Origin of the sequence: Rhizobium sp. AB2/73 (assembly GCF_020871915.1) — a bacterium.
Lineage (GTDB): Bacteria > Pseudomonadota > Alphaproteobacteria > Rhizobiales > Rhizobiaceae > Rhizobium > Rhizobium dioscoreae.
Window position 1 is genome coordinate 442,885 of record NZ_CP067072.1, and the last position, 14,660, is coordinate 457,544.

A 14,660-nucleotide genomic window follows, 5' to 3' on the forward strand; every position below is an offset into this window, starting at 1 on the left:
CTCACTCCGCCGCCATCATCAGGCTTTCGAGCGCGATGAAGAGCGCCCCATCCTCGTTTCGGACCGGAATAGTCCGCACTTCGCCCTGATCGGCGCCAAGCGCCTTGCCGGTTTCGAGCGAGATCACCCAGTTGTGCAGCGGACAGGTCACGGCTTTACCGTGAACGATGCCCTGGGAGAGAGGCCCGCCTTTGTGCGGGCAATGATCCTCGATGGCGAAGACCTCGTTTTCGGCCGTGCGGAACACGGCGATCTTGCCCTGCGGGGTTTTCACGCAGCGTGCGCCGCGAGGCGGGATGTCGGAGATGTCGCCAATTTCGATCCAGTTCATATTCATCTCCTCACTCGGCGGCCTGCGGGAAGCCGACCGTCGCCATCGGCTTGAACTCATGTTTGTCCTTGCCGGAGACGCGCTCCGACCAGGGATCGACCTGGGCGAACTTCTGGCTGAAAACAAAGCGCTCGTAATAAGCCTTGCGCTTTTCGGCATCACCCATGATCTGGCGGCGGATCTCGTCGAGGCCGATGCGCTTGGCCCATTTGTAGATGCGCTCGAGATAGCGGGCCTGCTCGCGATACATCTGTGTCAGCGCCACGATATGCTCCAGCGCCTCATCCTCGGTCTTGACGAGGCCCAGAACTTCCGTGCCCTTGATGTCGAGGCCGGCGGCACCGGCGAAATGGATTTCGAAGCCGCTGTCGACGCAGATGACGCCGACATCCTTGCAGGTCGCCTCGGCGCAATTGCGCGGACAACCGGAGACGGCCATCTTCACCTTCGCCGGCGTCCATGAGCCCCACATGAATTTCTCGATGCGGATGCCGAGACCGGTCGAATCCTGCGTGCCGAAGCGGCACCAGTCGGAGCCGACGCAGGTCTTCACCGTGCGCAGGCCCTTGGCATAGGCTTGCCCCGAGATGAAGCCAGCCTTGCCGAGATCGGCCCAGACGGCGGGCAGATCCTCCTTCTGCACGCCGAGAAGGTCGATACGCTGGCCGCCGGTCACTTTCACCATCGGGATCTCGAACTTGTCGACGACGTCGGCAATCGCGCGCAGCTCGTTCGAGCTGGTGACGCCGCCCCACATGCGTGGCACCACGGAATAGGTGCCGTCCTTCTGGATGTTGGCATGCACGCGTTCATTGATGAAGCGCGACTGGTAGTCATCGGCATATTCGTCCGGCCAGTCGCAGACGAGGTAGTAGTTCAGGGCCGGGCGGCACTTGGCGCAGCCGCAGGAGGTCTTCCATTCAAGCTCCTGCATAACGGCAGGAATGGTCTTCAATCCCTTGGCTTTTATGAGCCTTCTGACATCGTCGTGGCCGAGCTCGGTGCAGGTGCACATTGGCTGCACGGCGGCGGGGTTGTAGCTGTCACCAAGCGTGATCGACATCAATTGTTCGACAAGGCCCGTGCAGGATCCGCAGGAGGCCGAAGCCTTCGTGTGGGCGCGCACGTCGTCGAGCGATGTCAGGCCCTTGGCCGTGATGGTCGAGGTGATCTTGCCCTTGCAGACGCCGTTGCAGCCGCAGATTTCCGCATCATCCGGCAAGGCTGCAACGGCCGCCATAGGGTCCAGCGGCGATCCTCCCTGGTAGGCCTGGCCGAAGATCAGGGTATCGCGCATCTCAGAGATATCCACCGCCTTCTTCTTCAGGTCGTTGAACCAGGCGCCGTCGGTCGTCTCGCCGTAAAGCACGGTGCCGATGATCCTGTTGTCTTTCAGCACGAGACGCTTGTAGACCCCGGCCGCCGCGTCGCGCAGAACGATCTCTTCGCGGTCGTCGCCATCGGCGAAGTCGCCGAGCGAGAACAGGTCGATGCCCGTCACTTTGAGCTTCGTCGGCGTGTCCGAGTGCACGAAGGCGGCGCTCGTATCGCCGGCCAGATGCGAGGCGGCCACACGCGCCATCTCGTAGAGCGGGGCGACGAGGCCATAGACCGTGCCGCCGACTTCGGCGCATTCGCCGAGCGCCATGATCGAGCCATCCGAGGTCTGCATGCCGTCATCGACGACGATGCCGCGGTTGACGGCGATGCCGGCCTCTTTGGCAAGGCCGACATTGGGACGAATGCCGACGGCCATGACGACGAGCGTGGCCGGGATCACCCGTCCATCGTCGAGTTCGATCCCTTCGACCTTGCCGTCGCCGATGATCGCCTTGGTATTGGCCTTGGTGATGACCTTGATGCCGCGCTCCTCGACGGCCTTTTGCAGGAGATAGCCGGCGGCGGGATCGAGCTGACGTTCCATCAGCGTCGGCTGCACATGGAGAACGGTGACATCCATACCACGCAGGCTGAGACCGGCGGCGGCTTCGAGACCGAGCAAGCCGCCGCCGATGACAACGGCCTTTTCGCGTGACTGAGCCGCAAGCAGCATGGCCTGCACGTCGTCCAGATCACGATAGGTGATGACACCGCGAAGATTGTTGCCTGGAACGGGGATGATGAAGGGAACGGAGCCTGTCGCGATGACAAGCTTGTCGTAGCTCTCCGTCACGCCGTGATCGGAGGTGACCGTCTTTGCCGCCCGGTCGATGGCGACGATCTTATGCCCCTTGTAGAGGGTGATGCCGTGCTTGATGTACCAGCCGTCGCCGTGGATGATGATCTGCTCGAAGTCCTTTTCGCCGGAGAGAACCGGCGACAGCATGATGCGGTCGTAATTGACGCGCGGCTCGGCGTTGAAGATCGTGACCTGATAGCGATCCGGCGCTTTTTCCAATAGGTGCTCCAGCATGCGCCCCGGCGCCATGCCATTGCCGATGATGACGAGTTTCTGGGTCATGGTATCACTCCGCGGCTTCAACGAAGCGGTGGCGTTCGTAGAGGAACTTCAGCACGGCCTCGCGGCATTTGAGGTAGGTTCTGTCGGACGCAAGCTCGATGCGGTTGCGCGGCCGCGGGATCGGCACTTCAAGGATATCGCCGATATGAGCGGCCGGGCCGTTGGTCATCATGACGATGCGGTCGGACAAGAGTACCGCCTCGTCGACGTCATGGGTGATCATCACCATGGTGCTGCCGAGGCGGGCATGGATTTCCATGACGGCATCCTGCAGATGGGCGCGGGTGAGGGCGTCCAGCGCCCCGAAGGGCTCGTCGAGCAACAGGATTTTGGGCTCCATCGCGAGTGCGCGGGCAATGCCGACACGCTGCTTCATGCCCCCCGATATTTCCGAGGGACGCTTGTCCTTGGCATGTGCCATCTGCACAAGATCGAGGTTGCGCATGACCCAGTCATGGCGCTCGGCCTTCGTCTTCGTGCCGCGAAACACCTTCGAGACGGCGAGATTGACGTTCTCGTACACGCTGAGCCAGGGCAGCAGGCTATGGTTCTGGAAGACCACGGCCCGATCCGGACCCGGTGAGTTCACCTCGCGGTTCTCAAGCAGCACCGCGCCGGCGGAGACCGGCGTCAGGCCGGCAATGAGGTTCAAAAGGGTCGACTTGCCGCAGCCGGAATGGCCGATGATCGACACGAACTCACCCTTGTCGATGACGAGTTCGATGCCCTTCAGAACTTCGGCGCGCTGGCCGCCGCGGTCGAAATATTTGTCGATATGATCGAGCTTCAGATAGGCGTTCATCCTGTTCTCCTCAATTGCCGGTCATGCCGCGGGTCACGACGCCGCCAAGGCCTGCGACCAGACGGTCGAGGACGAAGCCGGTGATGCCGATGTAGGCGAGTGCGACGATGATGTCGGGCAGGCGCGAGGAGTTCCACGCGTCCCAGATGAAGAAGCCGATGCCGACACCGCCGGTCAGCATCTCGGCGGCAACGATTGCAAGCCAGGAAAGCCCTGCACCGATGCGCAGTCCGGTGAAGATGTAGGGAGCGGCCGCCGGCACCATGATGCGGAAGAAGAATTCGATCTGGTTCAGCCGCAGCACCTTGGCGACGTTGCGATAATCCTGTGGAATGTTGCGAACGCCGACCGCCGTGTTGATGATAACAGGCCAGATGGAGGTGATGAAGATCACGAAAATCGCCGAGGGATTGGAGTTCTGAAAGGCCGCGAGCGACAGCGGCAACCATGCCAGCGGCGGCACGGTACGCAGCACCTGGAAGATCGGATCGAGCCCACGCATCGCCCAGACCGATTGTCCGATCACCGCACCGATCAGCACGCCGGCAACGGCGGCAAGGCCGAAGCCATAGGCGACGCGCTGCAGCGAGACGAGCACGCGCCACGCAAGCCCGATATCCTGCGGTCCGTTATAGAAAAAGGGGTAGACGATGAGGTCGTAACTGTCCTGCCAGACCTGGGAAGGCGGCGGCAGGCTGGCGCCCGGCTGCTCACAGAGCAGTTGCCAGATAGCGAGCAGAAGCACCAGGACTACCAGGGGCGGCAGGACGCTACGCAAGACCGAGACAGCGATACGATCCGGATTGATGCGCCGAGCCGGGCGGGCCGCCAATGTCACGACATCGCTCTTTGCGGGAGCAGGTGCTTGCGCAACGGCAGCTTGCTGTTTACGGGCGGTTACGGACATTGAACGAATCCTTTTTGGAAGAAAGTGCCGAGCATCATGACGCCACCTTGATCGAGAGGCTTTCGAGGTAGGCAGCGGGATTTTCAGGATCGAAAACCTTGCCGTCGAAGAAGGTTTCCTTGCCGCGAGAGGTCGATGCCGGAATGTCCGATGCCGCAACGCCGAGATCCTTGGCGGCATCGCGCCAGATGTCCTGGCGGTTCACCTGACCGACCAGCGTCTTGATATCGGTATCGGGCGCGAACTTGCCCCAGCGGATGTTCTCGGCGATGAACCAGGCGTCGTGGCTCTGATAGGGATAGGAAACGCCGCCCTTCCAGAACTTCATGTAAAAATCGGTACCTTTGGCGATCCGGCCGTTGCCGTAGTTGATGTCGCCCTTGAGGCGGCCGAGCACGTCCTTGGGCGGCACGTTGAACCATTGCCGCTTGCCGAGAATGGCCGCCATCTCCTCCTTGTTGTCCATGCTGTCGCACCATTGCTGTGCTTCCATGACCGCCATCAGCAGGGCCTTGGCCGCATTCGGATTCTTTTCGATCCAGTCGGCGCGCATGCCGAGCGCTTTTTCCGGATGGCCTTTCCAGATCTCGCCGGTCGTACAGGCGGTGAAGCCGATCCCCTGATTGACGAGCTGCTCGTTCCAGGGCTCGCCGACACAGAAGACGTCCATATTGCCGACCTTCATGTTCGCCACCATCTGCGGCGGCGGTACGACGATGGTCGAGACGTCCTTGTCGGGATGGATGCCGCCGGCCGCCAGCCAATAGCGGATCCAAAGATCATGCGTGCCGCCGGGGAAGGTCATGGCCGCCTTGATCTCCTTGCCCGCGGCTCTTTTCGCGTCGAAGGCGGCTTTCAGCTTGGATGCGTCAAGCTGCACACCGGTTTCCGCATATTCCTTTGCAACCGAAATGCCCTGGCTGTCGTAATTGAGGCGGGCGAGGATCGCCATCGGCACGGGTTGGTTGTTCTGCGTCACCTTGCCCGTGTGCATGAGGTAGGGGAGCGGCGAGAGGATGTGGGCGCCGTCGATGCCGTTTGCCGCCCCGCCGAGCACGAGATTGTCGCGGGTTGCACCCCAGGACGCCTGCTTGGCCACATCGACGTTGGAAAGGCCATGCTTTTCGAACAGGCCTTTTTCCTTGGCAATCACCAGCGGTGCGGCATCCGTCAGCGCGATGTAACCAAGTTTCACATCCGACACTTCAGGTCCGGCGGTTGCTGCAAAGGCGCCGGAGGGGAAAGCGGTCCTGACAGCGCCGATCAGGGCTGCCGTGGCGGATGTCTTCAAAAGGTTTCGGCGCGTAATACCACCGGAAAGGATCTTCTTCACTTGCAGTTTCCCCTTGTTTTGCTCGTGACGCGTGGATTTTGGACATAAAAAAACGCCGCTCGGTTGATGCAGCCCGGGACAGGAAAGGAATCCTCGGGGCAAGAACCTTGCGACGTCGATGTCTTTGCGAGCGCGTTTTCCGCGCATTGCGTGCTTCGATCGCCGTTGATCGAAGCGAAATTAAATAAGCAAGTCGCGTGCCAGTTTTTCACGGCGCGATCACGGCATTGTAATTGCTCGATTATTCAGGGATATGGTTCGAAGATGCGCTGTGCGGGCAGTTGCGATTTCTGCAAATATTTTCAGCGAATGCCGCTCGCCCGGCTTTTGATCCTGCGCTTATTCTGTGCAGCGCAGCATACTTGGAGGCTAGATGTCGTCGCTCAAAGACTGCATTGCGCTTGTCTTTTTCACGGCAAATTCGGCGACATAGGCGGCGATTTCCGCTGGATCGAAAATATGGCCGTCCATGAAGCGGTCGCCATCCCTGCCGCCCTCGATACGGATATCGGCATCATCGGGCGACGCCTCGCTGCCGAGTGCCAGCCGATAGAGATCGGAACGGTAGGCCGAGGCTGCCATCTTCATGTTCTGCTCGGAAAATGCGCTTTGCCCCCAGCGTATCATCTGGCTGAAGATCCAAAGCGCCTGGCTCGGGCGCGGATAGTTGGCAAAGCCGCCATGGAAACTGAAATACCTGTCTATAACGCGGCGATGGCCTCTGGCATCAAGGTTGAATTCGCCTGCCAGCACATGGCGGATGATGTGCACAGGTGCCGCAATATAGCGCTGATCGGCAAGCGCTTCGGCAAGTGAATCGTGATTTTCCGGCCGATCACACCAGCGCGCTGCTGCGTCCAGCGCGACGATAAGGCGCGACACGGTTTCCGGATGGCTTTCGGCCCATTCCGGGCGCATGCCGATCACCTTTTCGGGTGCGGAGGGCCAGATATCCTGCTTGGCTGCGACGATGCGGCCGACGCCTCGTTCGGATGCGACCATGTTCCAGGGTGCGCCGACGCAGAAGCCATCGATTGCGCCGGCGGCGAGCGCATCGGATGTGAGGGGCGGGGGCACGACGACGAGCTTCACGTCCCGGTCCGGATCGATGCCGCCGGCGGCCAGCCAATAGCGGAATTCGTAATTATGCGACGAGAAGGGATAGGTCATGCCAAGCGTCGGCGGCTGCTCCCCGCGCGCCTTCATGGTGTCGACCACCTTCGCAAGCGCCTGCGAATTTTCCAGTGCGCTTGCCTGATCGGACAGGCCTGTTTCTTCGCACATGCGGTCGAACAGCCGCGTCGATAGCGTGATGGCATTGCCGCCGCAGCCGAGAGAGAATGGCGTAATCGTGGGCGAGGGGTTCGAGCCGAGCCCAAGCATCGCCGCGACCGGCATCGGCGAGAGCATATGGGCGATGTCGAACTGGCGAAAGGCAAGACGGTCGCGGACATTGGCCCAGGAGACGTCCTTGACGAGATCGAGGGCGATCCCCTCCTTGCGGGCGAAACCGAATTCCGCCGCCGCAATCAGGACAGAAGCATCGACGAGCGGGATGAAGCCGGCGCGCAGTGTGCGCGGCCCTTCGCCGGTAATCCGGGCAGGCGCCGAAGGATTGCTGTCGCCTGCCTGTTGGGCTTTGGCGGAACGGGTTGCTTGCGCTCTCATATTCACTCCGATGCCTCCCCTCTCAAGGCGACGGACAAGATGGGGCTCGGTACGCTCACATCAGCAACCCCGCTGCCGTCACAACGCTTTGCGCGATCTCGGACATCTTCTTCTTCTCGTTCATGGCCGTCTGTCGCAGCAGCGCGAAGGCTTCCTCTTCCGAAAGGCCGCGCATCTTCATCAAGATTCCCTTGGCCCGCTCGACGATCTTGCGCTCTTCAAGCGCAGACTTGGCGTCCGCCAGTTCCCGCTGTAGCCGGCTGAAGGCATTGAAGCGGCTGACGGCCATATCGAGGATCGGCTTGACCCGTTCCTTCTTGAGGCCGTCGACGATATAGGCTGATACACCGGCCTCGACAGCCGCTTCGATCGAGGCGGTGTCGGAACGATCGACAAACATGGCGATCGGCCGCCCTACCGTCCGCGTCAGCTGAAACAGATGCTCCATCATGTCGCGGTTTGGATTTTCGAGATCGATGATGATGACGTCGGGACGTAGCGTCTCGATCGTGCGTGCGACGCCCTGCACTTCGTGGATGACCGTCACCCGCGCATGACCAGCCTCCCGCAGCCCCTCTTCGATGATCGAGGCGCGGATCGTGTTTTCATCGATCACAAGAATGGTCAGATCGAGACGGCTCATTGCATCTTTATGACGCAATGCAACAAAGCGAACAAGTGCTGTTCGCTGAAATATTGTGCGATTCTAAAAATAGCCTAAATATTAGGCTATTTTGGCCTGTTCTGGCTATTTCCTCATCAACGCTGCCAATAGGCCGCGATGCTGAAGGTGCCGGGATCCCTGGCGATCTCGCTCTTGACGAAAGCGCGAACGGCACGTGCCTGCTTCTGTTCGCAGGCGACCCAGACAAAGGTTTCCGGATCGGCCGCAGGCACGATGTCGCGCAGGATGCGTTCAAGACTATCCGTCGTCCCGGCAGCGGCACCGTTGCGATGCAGCCAGGTGACGTCCATCGATGCGCTTGATGTCAGCGGCTGTTCTTCTTGTTTGTCGGCGACCTCAAGAAGGATCCGCAACTCGGCATCGGCAGGCACGGAGGCTGCAATGCGGGCGATGGCCGGCAGCGCGGTTTCGTCGCCAGCAAGAATGAGCTTGCGCGCTGCTGGCACGCCGCCGCCGCCGGGGCCGATCAGGCCGGCAGGATCGCCGGGGCGAGCAGTCAACGCCCAGGTCGCTCCCGGCACATCGTCGCCTTCATGTACGACGAAATCGATATTCATCTCGCCGCGGTCAAGATTGATGCTACGGATCGTATAGGCGCGGATAGTCAGCGCATCATTGCCCTTCGGCCAATGGAGGCGGCCGTCCGGCTCCGTATGCGGCCAGACCGGCTCGCGGCCTTTCGGCGGAATAAGCAGGCGCGCATGCAGGCCGCCCTCGACGAAATGCCTGGCATCATCGGTCGCGACGACGACGCGGCGCATGTGCGGAGTGATGTCGTAGGCATCGACGACCCTGATTTCGCGGAAGTTCGGTATGGCTGATGGTTGCGGGCCGTCGGCCCAATCGAGGACGAGCGTGTTGCTTGTGGAGAGTTCGAACAGGTTTTCGGCGACCATGCTGCGGATCGTGAAGAGCATGGCTGCCGTCGGGCAACGTAGCTTGATGTCTAGACGATCATTGCTGACGGCGATGTCGGCGCTGCCGATGACGGTATCGAGGCGGGCTCCGGCCTCGCTTCGCGTGATGGTGACATGTTCGGCAAAACGCGCGCAGAACTGATCCAGCAATTGACCGGCATCCTTGTGGGTCGCCACGCCGGAAGCGGTGAAATCCCTTGCATGCATCATTTTTTCGTCTCCTTGCGGGTCAGGAACCAGATGAGATAGGGCCCGCCGATCAGCGCCGCGAACAGACCGACGGGAACCTCATAGGGAAAGATCACAATGCGCGACAGCCAGTCGGCCAGCACGAGCAGCATGGCGCCAAGCAGCAAGCTCGCGCCCAACTGTTTGAGGGTGCTACGAAAGCCTACGAGGCGCCCAAGATGCGGTGCGATCAGCCCCGTCAGGCTGAGCGGGCCGACGAGGAAAGAGGGGATCGCAGTCAAGATGGCCGCAAGAACCGCCAGAGTGAGGCGGCTTGCCGCAACCGAGAGGCCGACGGAGCGCGAAACATCGCCGCCGAGCGGCAGCACATCCAACCATCGCCTCAGGATCGGCAGGATCGGAACGAGAAGCACAAGCGAAATGGCGCCGGTCCAGGCTTCGAAGGAGCCGGCCCGATTGGTGGAGCCCGACAGCCAGGTCAACAGGAGATAGGCGCGCAGATCGCCGCGTGAGAGAACGACAGTGACGATTGCCATGCAGAGGGCGCCAATGGCGACGCCCGAAAGCAGCAGTCGCTCGGGGTCGAAGCCGCCGCGCGCGCTGAATGCCATCATGGCGAGGAATGCAATCAGCGCGCCGATCGTCATTGCGGTGATCGTGACGACGGGCGAGGGGAATGCAAAGAGAAAGAGTGCAATCGTCAGGCCCGCACCGCCGCCGGCGCTCACTCCCAGGATCTCGGGGCTTGCGAGCGGATTGGCGGTGAGGCGCTGCATGATGAAGCCGGCTGCGGCGAGCATCGCGCCGGCAGTTGCAGCAACGACGGTGCGCGGCAGGCGGAAAGGCAGAAGTTCCCGAAACTGGCTGCCGATCGCCACATGCCAGCCATCGAAGCTGCGCCCGACCGATAGAACAAAAAGGGTGAGGAAAACGAAGCCGAGCGCGAGCAAAGCGAGTGCTCGTCCCTGTGCTGCAATAGTCCGCCGCGTCCGAGGACCGTCATCGGCGCGCAGCGCTTTGCCGGAATGCAGGCGCCGCAGAAGCAGCAATAGGAGGGGGCCGCCAAGGAGCGCGGTCGCTGCTCCCGTCGGGGCAAGGTCGGTGAACCCCGGCGAGAGGAGCTGCACCAGGCAATCCGTCAGGAACAGCAAGCCGGCGCCGGCGATAGGGGCGGCGATCAGCAGCTGCCGGGTGCGCCGCGCGCCGCAGAATCTGGCGATGTGAGGTGCGGCAAGCCCAAGAAAGCCGACGATGCCGACCTGTGCCGTCACCGAAGCTGCCAGCCAGACGGCAAGCGCCAGAATGGCGAGGCGCATGCTGTGCAATGCAAGGCCGAGGTTCTTGGCGCTGCTGTCGTCCAGGCTCATCACCGTCAGAGGACGGACCAGTACCAATGCGGCTGTAAAGCCGACGACCAGGCGCGGCGCAAGCGTGATGACGCCATCCCAGTTTTGCTGGTTCAGCGCGCCGGCGCCCCAGATGAAGACGGACATGGCATATTCGCCGCGCGCGAGAATGATGGTGACGCTAAGTGCGGTTGCAACCAGCGTCACCATCATGCCGCATAGCGCCACCGTCACCGGGTCGAGACCACGCCTCCAGCTCAATGCCAGAACGATCAGAACCGCAGCAAACCCGCCGACAAAGGCAGAGATCTCCCGCGGCAGGCCAATCAGCAAGGGAAAGAGCCCGACGGCGATCGTCATCGCCAGCTGCGACCCGGCGGCGATCCCGAGCGTCGAGGCGTCGGCAATCGGATTGCGCAAGACTCTTTGCAGCAAGGCGCCCGAAAGGCCGAGAGCTGCACCGGCTATGATTGCGATAGCCGAGCGCGGCAGCAGGCTGTCGATGAGCAAGATATGGTTGAGTGCGGCTGCCTCGCGTACATCAGCGGCAAGCTGCGGCCGCAGCAAGAGCAGAGCTGCAAAAGCAAGGATGCAGATAGCGGCGAGCAGAGCACCGTTGCGTGCCAGCGATTTGCCTTGGGCAATTGCAGGCCGATCAACCATTCCATGCACGGTTGAGCCCTCCTGCAAGGAGATCGGCGAAGCGTTCTGCCGCCGGCAGCGCACCATAGGGATTGATCGAGCCGAGCATGAGGACACGACCTTGCCGTACCGGCGGAAGCGCATTCCAGAATGCGCTTTGCTGGAGTTCCGCCAGAGCTTCGGCCGGATGCGGCGGGATGAGGACGATCCATGCATCCGGCATGGCGGCTAGCCGTTCGATGCCAACCGGTGCGGTTGCTGAATAACTCGTCAAATCCGGCCAGGCATTAGTCAGGCCGGTGCGGGTGAGAACTTCCCCGAACATGCTATCGGAGCCGAAGACGCGAAAGTGCCTGGCGTCGCCCAGATTGATCGGCAGGATCGGCCGGTGATCGCCCTTGCTGAAACTGACGCGATAGGCTTTGAGTTTTTCGCGCATCGCATCGACGAGGGTGCGACCCGTCATAAGTCCAAGCCGCTCGCCGATTGCAAGGGTTGCCTGTTCCGAAAGCTGGTAAGGGCTGGCTCCGGGTTGATAAATGGCGTGGCTCTCGACCGGTGCGATCAGCCGCATGCGATCGTCGGCCCAGGTATAGAAATTGGAATTGAAGATCAGATTTGGCCGGGATGCATAAAGGACTTCGAAGTTCGGCGTGCCGCGCAGCCCGAGATCGGCAACGCCCGCGGGAATGGCCGAGGTCACGGTAACGTCGCGGAATTGCAGTAATTCGGTGCCGGCAACCACATTTGCGCCGATCGCCAGCAGGGTTTCCAGAATGGCCCAATCGAGCGTCGCCACACGCGGGTTCGCCGCGGCGCGCGCCGGCGTCAGGCCGGTGATCGCGCTTGCGCCTGCCATCGCAATGAACTGTCTTCGAGACAGCTTATGAGTGTTTCCTGCTGTCATTGGAAATAGCTGACAAGGCTGCAGCACTGTGACTGGGTAAGCATCCCTGCGTCGGCGCGGTAAATTCGCAGCCACTGCGTCGTCATGCGTAAGCGTTGCCTTCGGTTTGAAACGAGTTCGAGGATTGCCTTGCGGCAATCCCCGGTTCCTTGCCATGATCGAAAATAAAAGTATACCTTAATTCTCAACTTACCACTTCTTGCTGAGCTTGAAGGTGATGGTTCTCGCTTCGCCGTAGCCGCAGACATTCTCGCCGGCGCAACCCGAGACATATTCCTTGTCGAACAGGTTCGAGACGTTGAGCGCCGCACCCCAGCCCTTCTTCTCGTAGCGAATGCCCGCATCGACGAGCGTTGCCGAGGGTACGCGCAGCGTATTGGCCTGGTCTGCCCAGGACTTGCCCTGGTAGCGCACGCCGGCGCCGATGCTGAGCCCTTCGAGCGCATCGCTCGTGAAGGCATAGTCGAGCCAGAGGGATGCGGTGGAATTCGGCACCAGATAGGGCGAGTTGCCGATGATGGAGGAGTCTAGGTCCTTGGTGATCGTCAGATCCGTGTAGGAATAGGAGCCGAGGAGCTTCCAATTATCATCCAGATTGACCTTGCCTTCAAATTCCACACCGCGCGAGCGGACCTCGCCGACCTGGCGCTGCAGGAAGGTGACCGGATCGGTCAGCGCCATGTTCTTGCGGTTAATCTGGAAGATGGACGCCGTGAACAGGCCGTCGATGAAGTCGGGCTCATACTTGATGCCGGCCTCGTATTGCTCGCCCTTTTCCGGGGTCAGGCCGCCGCCGCTGACACTGGTGCCGATCAGAGGATTGAAGAAGGTGCCGGCGCTGACATAGGGCGTGATGCCGTTGGAAAACTCGTAGGCGAGGCCCGCACGGCCGCTTGGCGCTGATGCGTTCGACTTGTAACTTGTGCCGACCTTCGAGTCGGAATTGGTGTCGACGAAGTCGTAACGGCCGTTGAGCGTGACCAGCCAGCCCTCGCCGAAGCGTATCTGGTCCTGCGTGTAGATACCGAGTTGCTGCTGCGTCATGACCTGATTGAGGTAGACGAAGTTGCTCCCCTGCGGCGTGCCATAGACAGGGTTGGTGGCGCTGATCGGATTGGAGCCACAGCACGCCTGGATCTGGTCGAGGCGGTAGATCGAATAGTCCGTGCCGATCAGGAAATCATGACTGATCGGGCCGGTGTCAAACTTGTTTTCCGCGCGCGTATCGACGGAGAACGTATCGACCTTCGAGCGCTCGAAGAAGCCGATGCGGTTCAGCATGTAGTTGGGGTCGTCATAACCAGGGCTGAGCGGATTGCCGTCGACATAGCCGTTCAGATAGGGGCCTTCCTCGCGCTTGTAGAGATGGCCGTAACGCGCGTTCTGTGACACGGTCCAGCCGCCGTCGAAATCGTGCGAGAATTCGTAGCCCAGCATCTGCTGGGCATATTTGAGATTGTCGATGCTTCGCTCGCCATAGAAGGCATCGCGCTTGATCTTACCGAAGGGCGCATCGACAACGGTGCCGACATAGGGGAAGAAGCCGTTGCCGCTATGGATTTCATCCAGGCCGCTCAGCATGCCGAAGACGGTCAGCTTTGTGGACTCATCGGGTGAGATGGTGACCTGCGGCATGATGAAGCCGCGCAGGTCGTGGGTGCCATCGCTATAGGTGTCGCCGCCGGCGATCTTGCCGGTCAGGCGGTAGCGATAGACGCCGTCGGCCGAAAGCTTGTCGGAAAAGTCGAAGCCGAAGAAGGCATTGCCGAGATTGTTGATGCCGATCTCGGTCGAATATTGAGGAGTGTCCGTTGGCTCCTTGCGAACCATGTTGACGAGGCCGCCCGGATTGGCGCCGCCATAAAGCACGGAGGAAGGCCCCTTCAGCACTTCGACGCGCTCGAGCATATAGGGATCGATCTGGAAGCCACCGAAGCCGTAGCTATAGAGCGTCAGCCCATTCATGAAGACGCCGCTCTGCGTCGCGTCGAAGCCGCGAATGTAGAACCAGTCGGTATCGCCATCATTGCCGAAGGGCTGCGCGGTGACGCCGGGCGTATAACGCAGAACCTCATCCACCTTGTTGGTAATGCCGCGATCCTGCATTTCCTGCTGGCCGATGACGGAGACCGATTGCGGTACCTCGGTGATTGGCGTGTCGGATTTGGAGCCTGCCGTGGTCTTCCTGGCGACATAGCCCTTGACCGGCGCGGTACCGTTGTCTTCACTCTTCTGTTGCGCACCCTGAATAACCAAAGGCTGCAACTCCGTCGGCGTTTCCTGTGCCATGACCTTGGAGCCCGCCAGCAGCGCGATAATGGCTGCGCCCGTCGCCATGAGCCGCACTCGTGATACGTCCTGCTTCAATCCCTGCATTTCCGTCAATTGTCCCGAATTCTTGCGCCCGCTCAGCCCGGTGGCCGATCCCTCGATAAGGTGAGCAGTTAACTCATATTTACAGGCGCGGCTTGT

11 protein-coding genes are annotated in these 14,660 nt (G+C 61.1%); all 11 read right to left on the reverse strand.

The features are described from left to right. Position 1 precedes the first annotated feature (1 nt). The 11 genes from nirD to I8E17_RS21770 all read right to left on the reverse strand — a co-directional run bounded on the left by nirD (position 2) and on the right by I8E17_RS21770 (position 14,564). Positions 2-337, reverse strand: a complete 336-nt coding sequence (nirD, locus tag I8E17_RS21720; RefSeq protein ID WP_069614617.1) for a nitrite reductase small subunit NirD — start codon at positions 335-337, stop codon at positions 2-4. A gap of 4 nt (positions 338-341) precedes the next feature. Next, positions 342-2,792 (reverse strand): nitrite reductase large subunit NirB, encoded by a 2,451-nt coding sequence (gene nirB, locus I8E17_RS21725; RefSeq protein ID WP_069614616.1) that lies wholly within the window; start codon positions 2,790-2,792, stop codon positions 342-344. A 4-nt stretch (positions 2,793-2,796) separates the two neighbouring features. After that, on the reverse strand, positions 2,797-3,594 hold the full coding sequence (locus I8E17_RS21730) for an ABC transporter ATP-binding protein (RefSeq protein ID WP_069614615.1): 798 nt from the start codon (positions 3,592-3,594) through the stop codon (positions 2,797-2,799). Between the two features lie 10 nt (positions 3,595-3,604). Next, positions 3,605-4,501 carry a nitrate ABC transporter permease gene (ntrB, locus tag I8E17_RS21735; RefSeq protein ID WP_069614614.1) on the reverse strand — a complete coding sequence of 299 codons (897 nt, stop codon included), beginning with the start codon at positions 4,499-4,501 and terminating at the stop codon, positions 3,605-3,607. Between the two features lie 34 nt (positions 4,502-4,535). Beyond that, positions 4,536-5,834, reverse strand: coding sequence for a CmpA/NrtA family ABC transporter substrate-binding protein (locus I8E17_RS21740; RefSeq protein ID WP_069614613.1), 1,299 nt, complete (start codon positions 5,832-5,834; stop codon positions 4,536-4,538). A gap of 369 nt (positions 5,835-6,203) precedes the next feature. Beyond that, complete coding sequence (locus tag I8E17_RS21745) at positions 6,204-7,502, reverse strand: CmpA/NrtA family ABC transporter substrate-binding protein (RefSeq protein ID WP_069614612.1); 1,299 nt, start codon at positions 7,500-7,502, stop codon at positions 6,204-6,206. 55 nt (positions 7,503-7,557) lie between these two features. After that, on the reverse strand, positions 7,558-8,145 hold the full coding sequence (locus I8E17_RS21750; protein ID WP_069614611.1) for an ANTAR domain-containing response regulator: 588 nt from the start codon (positions 8,143-8,145) through the stop codon (positions 7,558-7,560). A gap of 116 nt (positions 8,146-8,261) precedes the next feature. Beyond that, a complete protein-coding gene (locus tag I8E17_RS21755; RefSeq protein ID WP_069614610.1) occupies positions 8,262-9,314 on the reverse strand; it encodes a siderophore-interacting protein in 1,053 nt (350 codons plus the stop codon). Next, positions 9,311-11,302 carry a Fe(3+)-hydroxamate ABC transporter permease FhuB gene (gene fhuB, locus I8E17_RS21760; protein WP_069614609.1) on the reverse strand — a complete coding sequence of 664 codons (1,992 nt, stop codon included), beginning with the start codon at positions 11,300-11,302 and terminating at the stop codon, positions 9,311-9,313. Before fhuB ends, I8E17_RS21755 begins: the two co-directional genes overlap by 4 nt. Then, a complete protein-coding gene (locus I8E17_RS21765; protein WP_229002180.1) occupies positions 11,295-12,140 on the reverse strand; it encodes an ABC transporter substrate-binding protein in 846 nt (281 codons plus the stop codon). The genes fhuB and I8E17_RS21765 overlap by 8 nt, the downstream gene beginning before the upstream one ends. Before the next feature lie 237 nt (positions 12,141-12,377). Continuing rightward, a complete protein-coding gene (locus I8E17_RS21770) occupies positions 12,378-14,564 on the reverse strand; it encodes a TonB-dependent siderophore receptor (protein ID WP_069614607.1) in 2,187 nt (728 codons plus the stop codon). Positions 14,565-14,660: the final 96 nt, after the last annotated feature.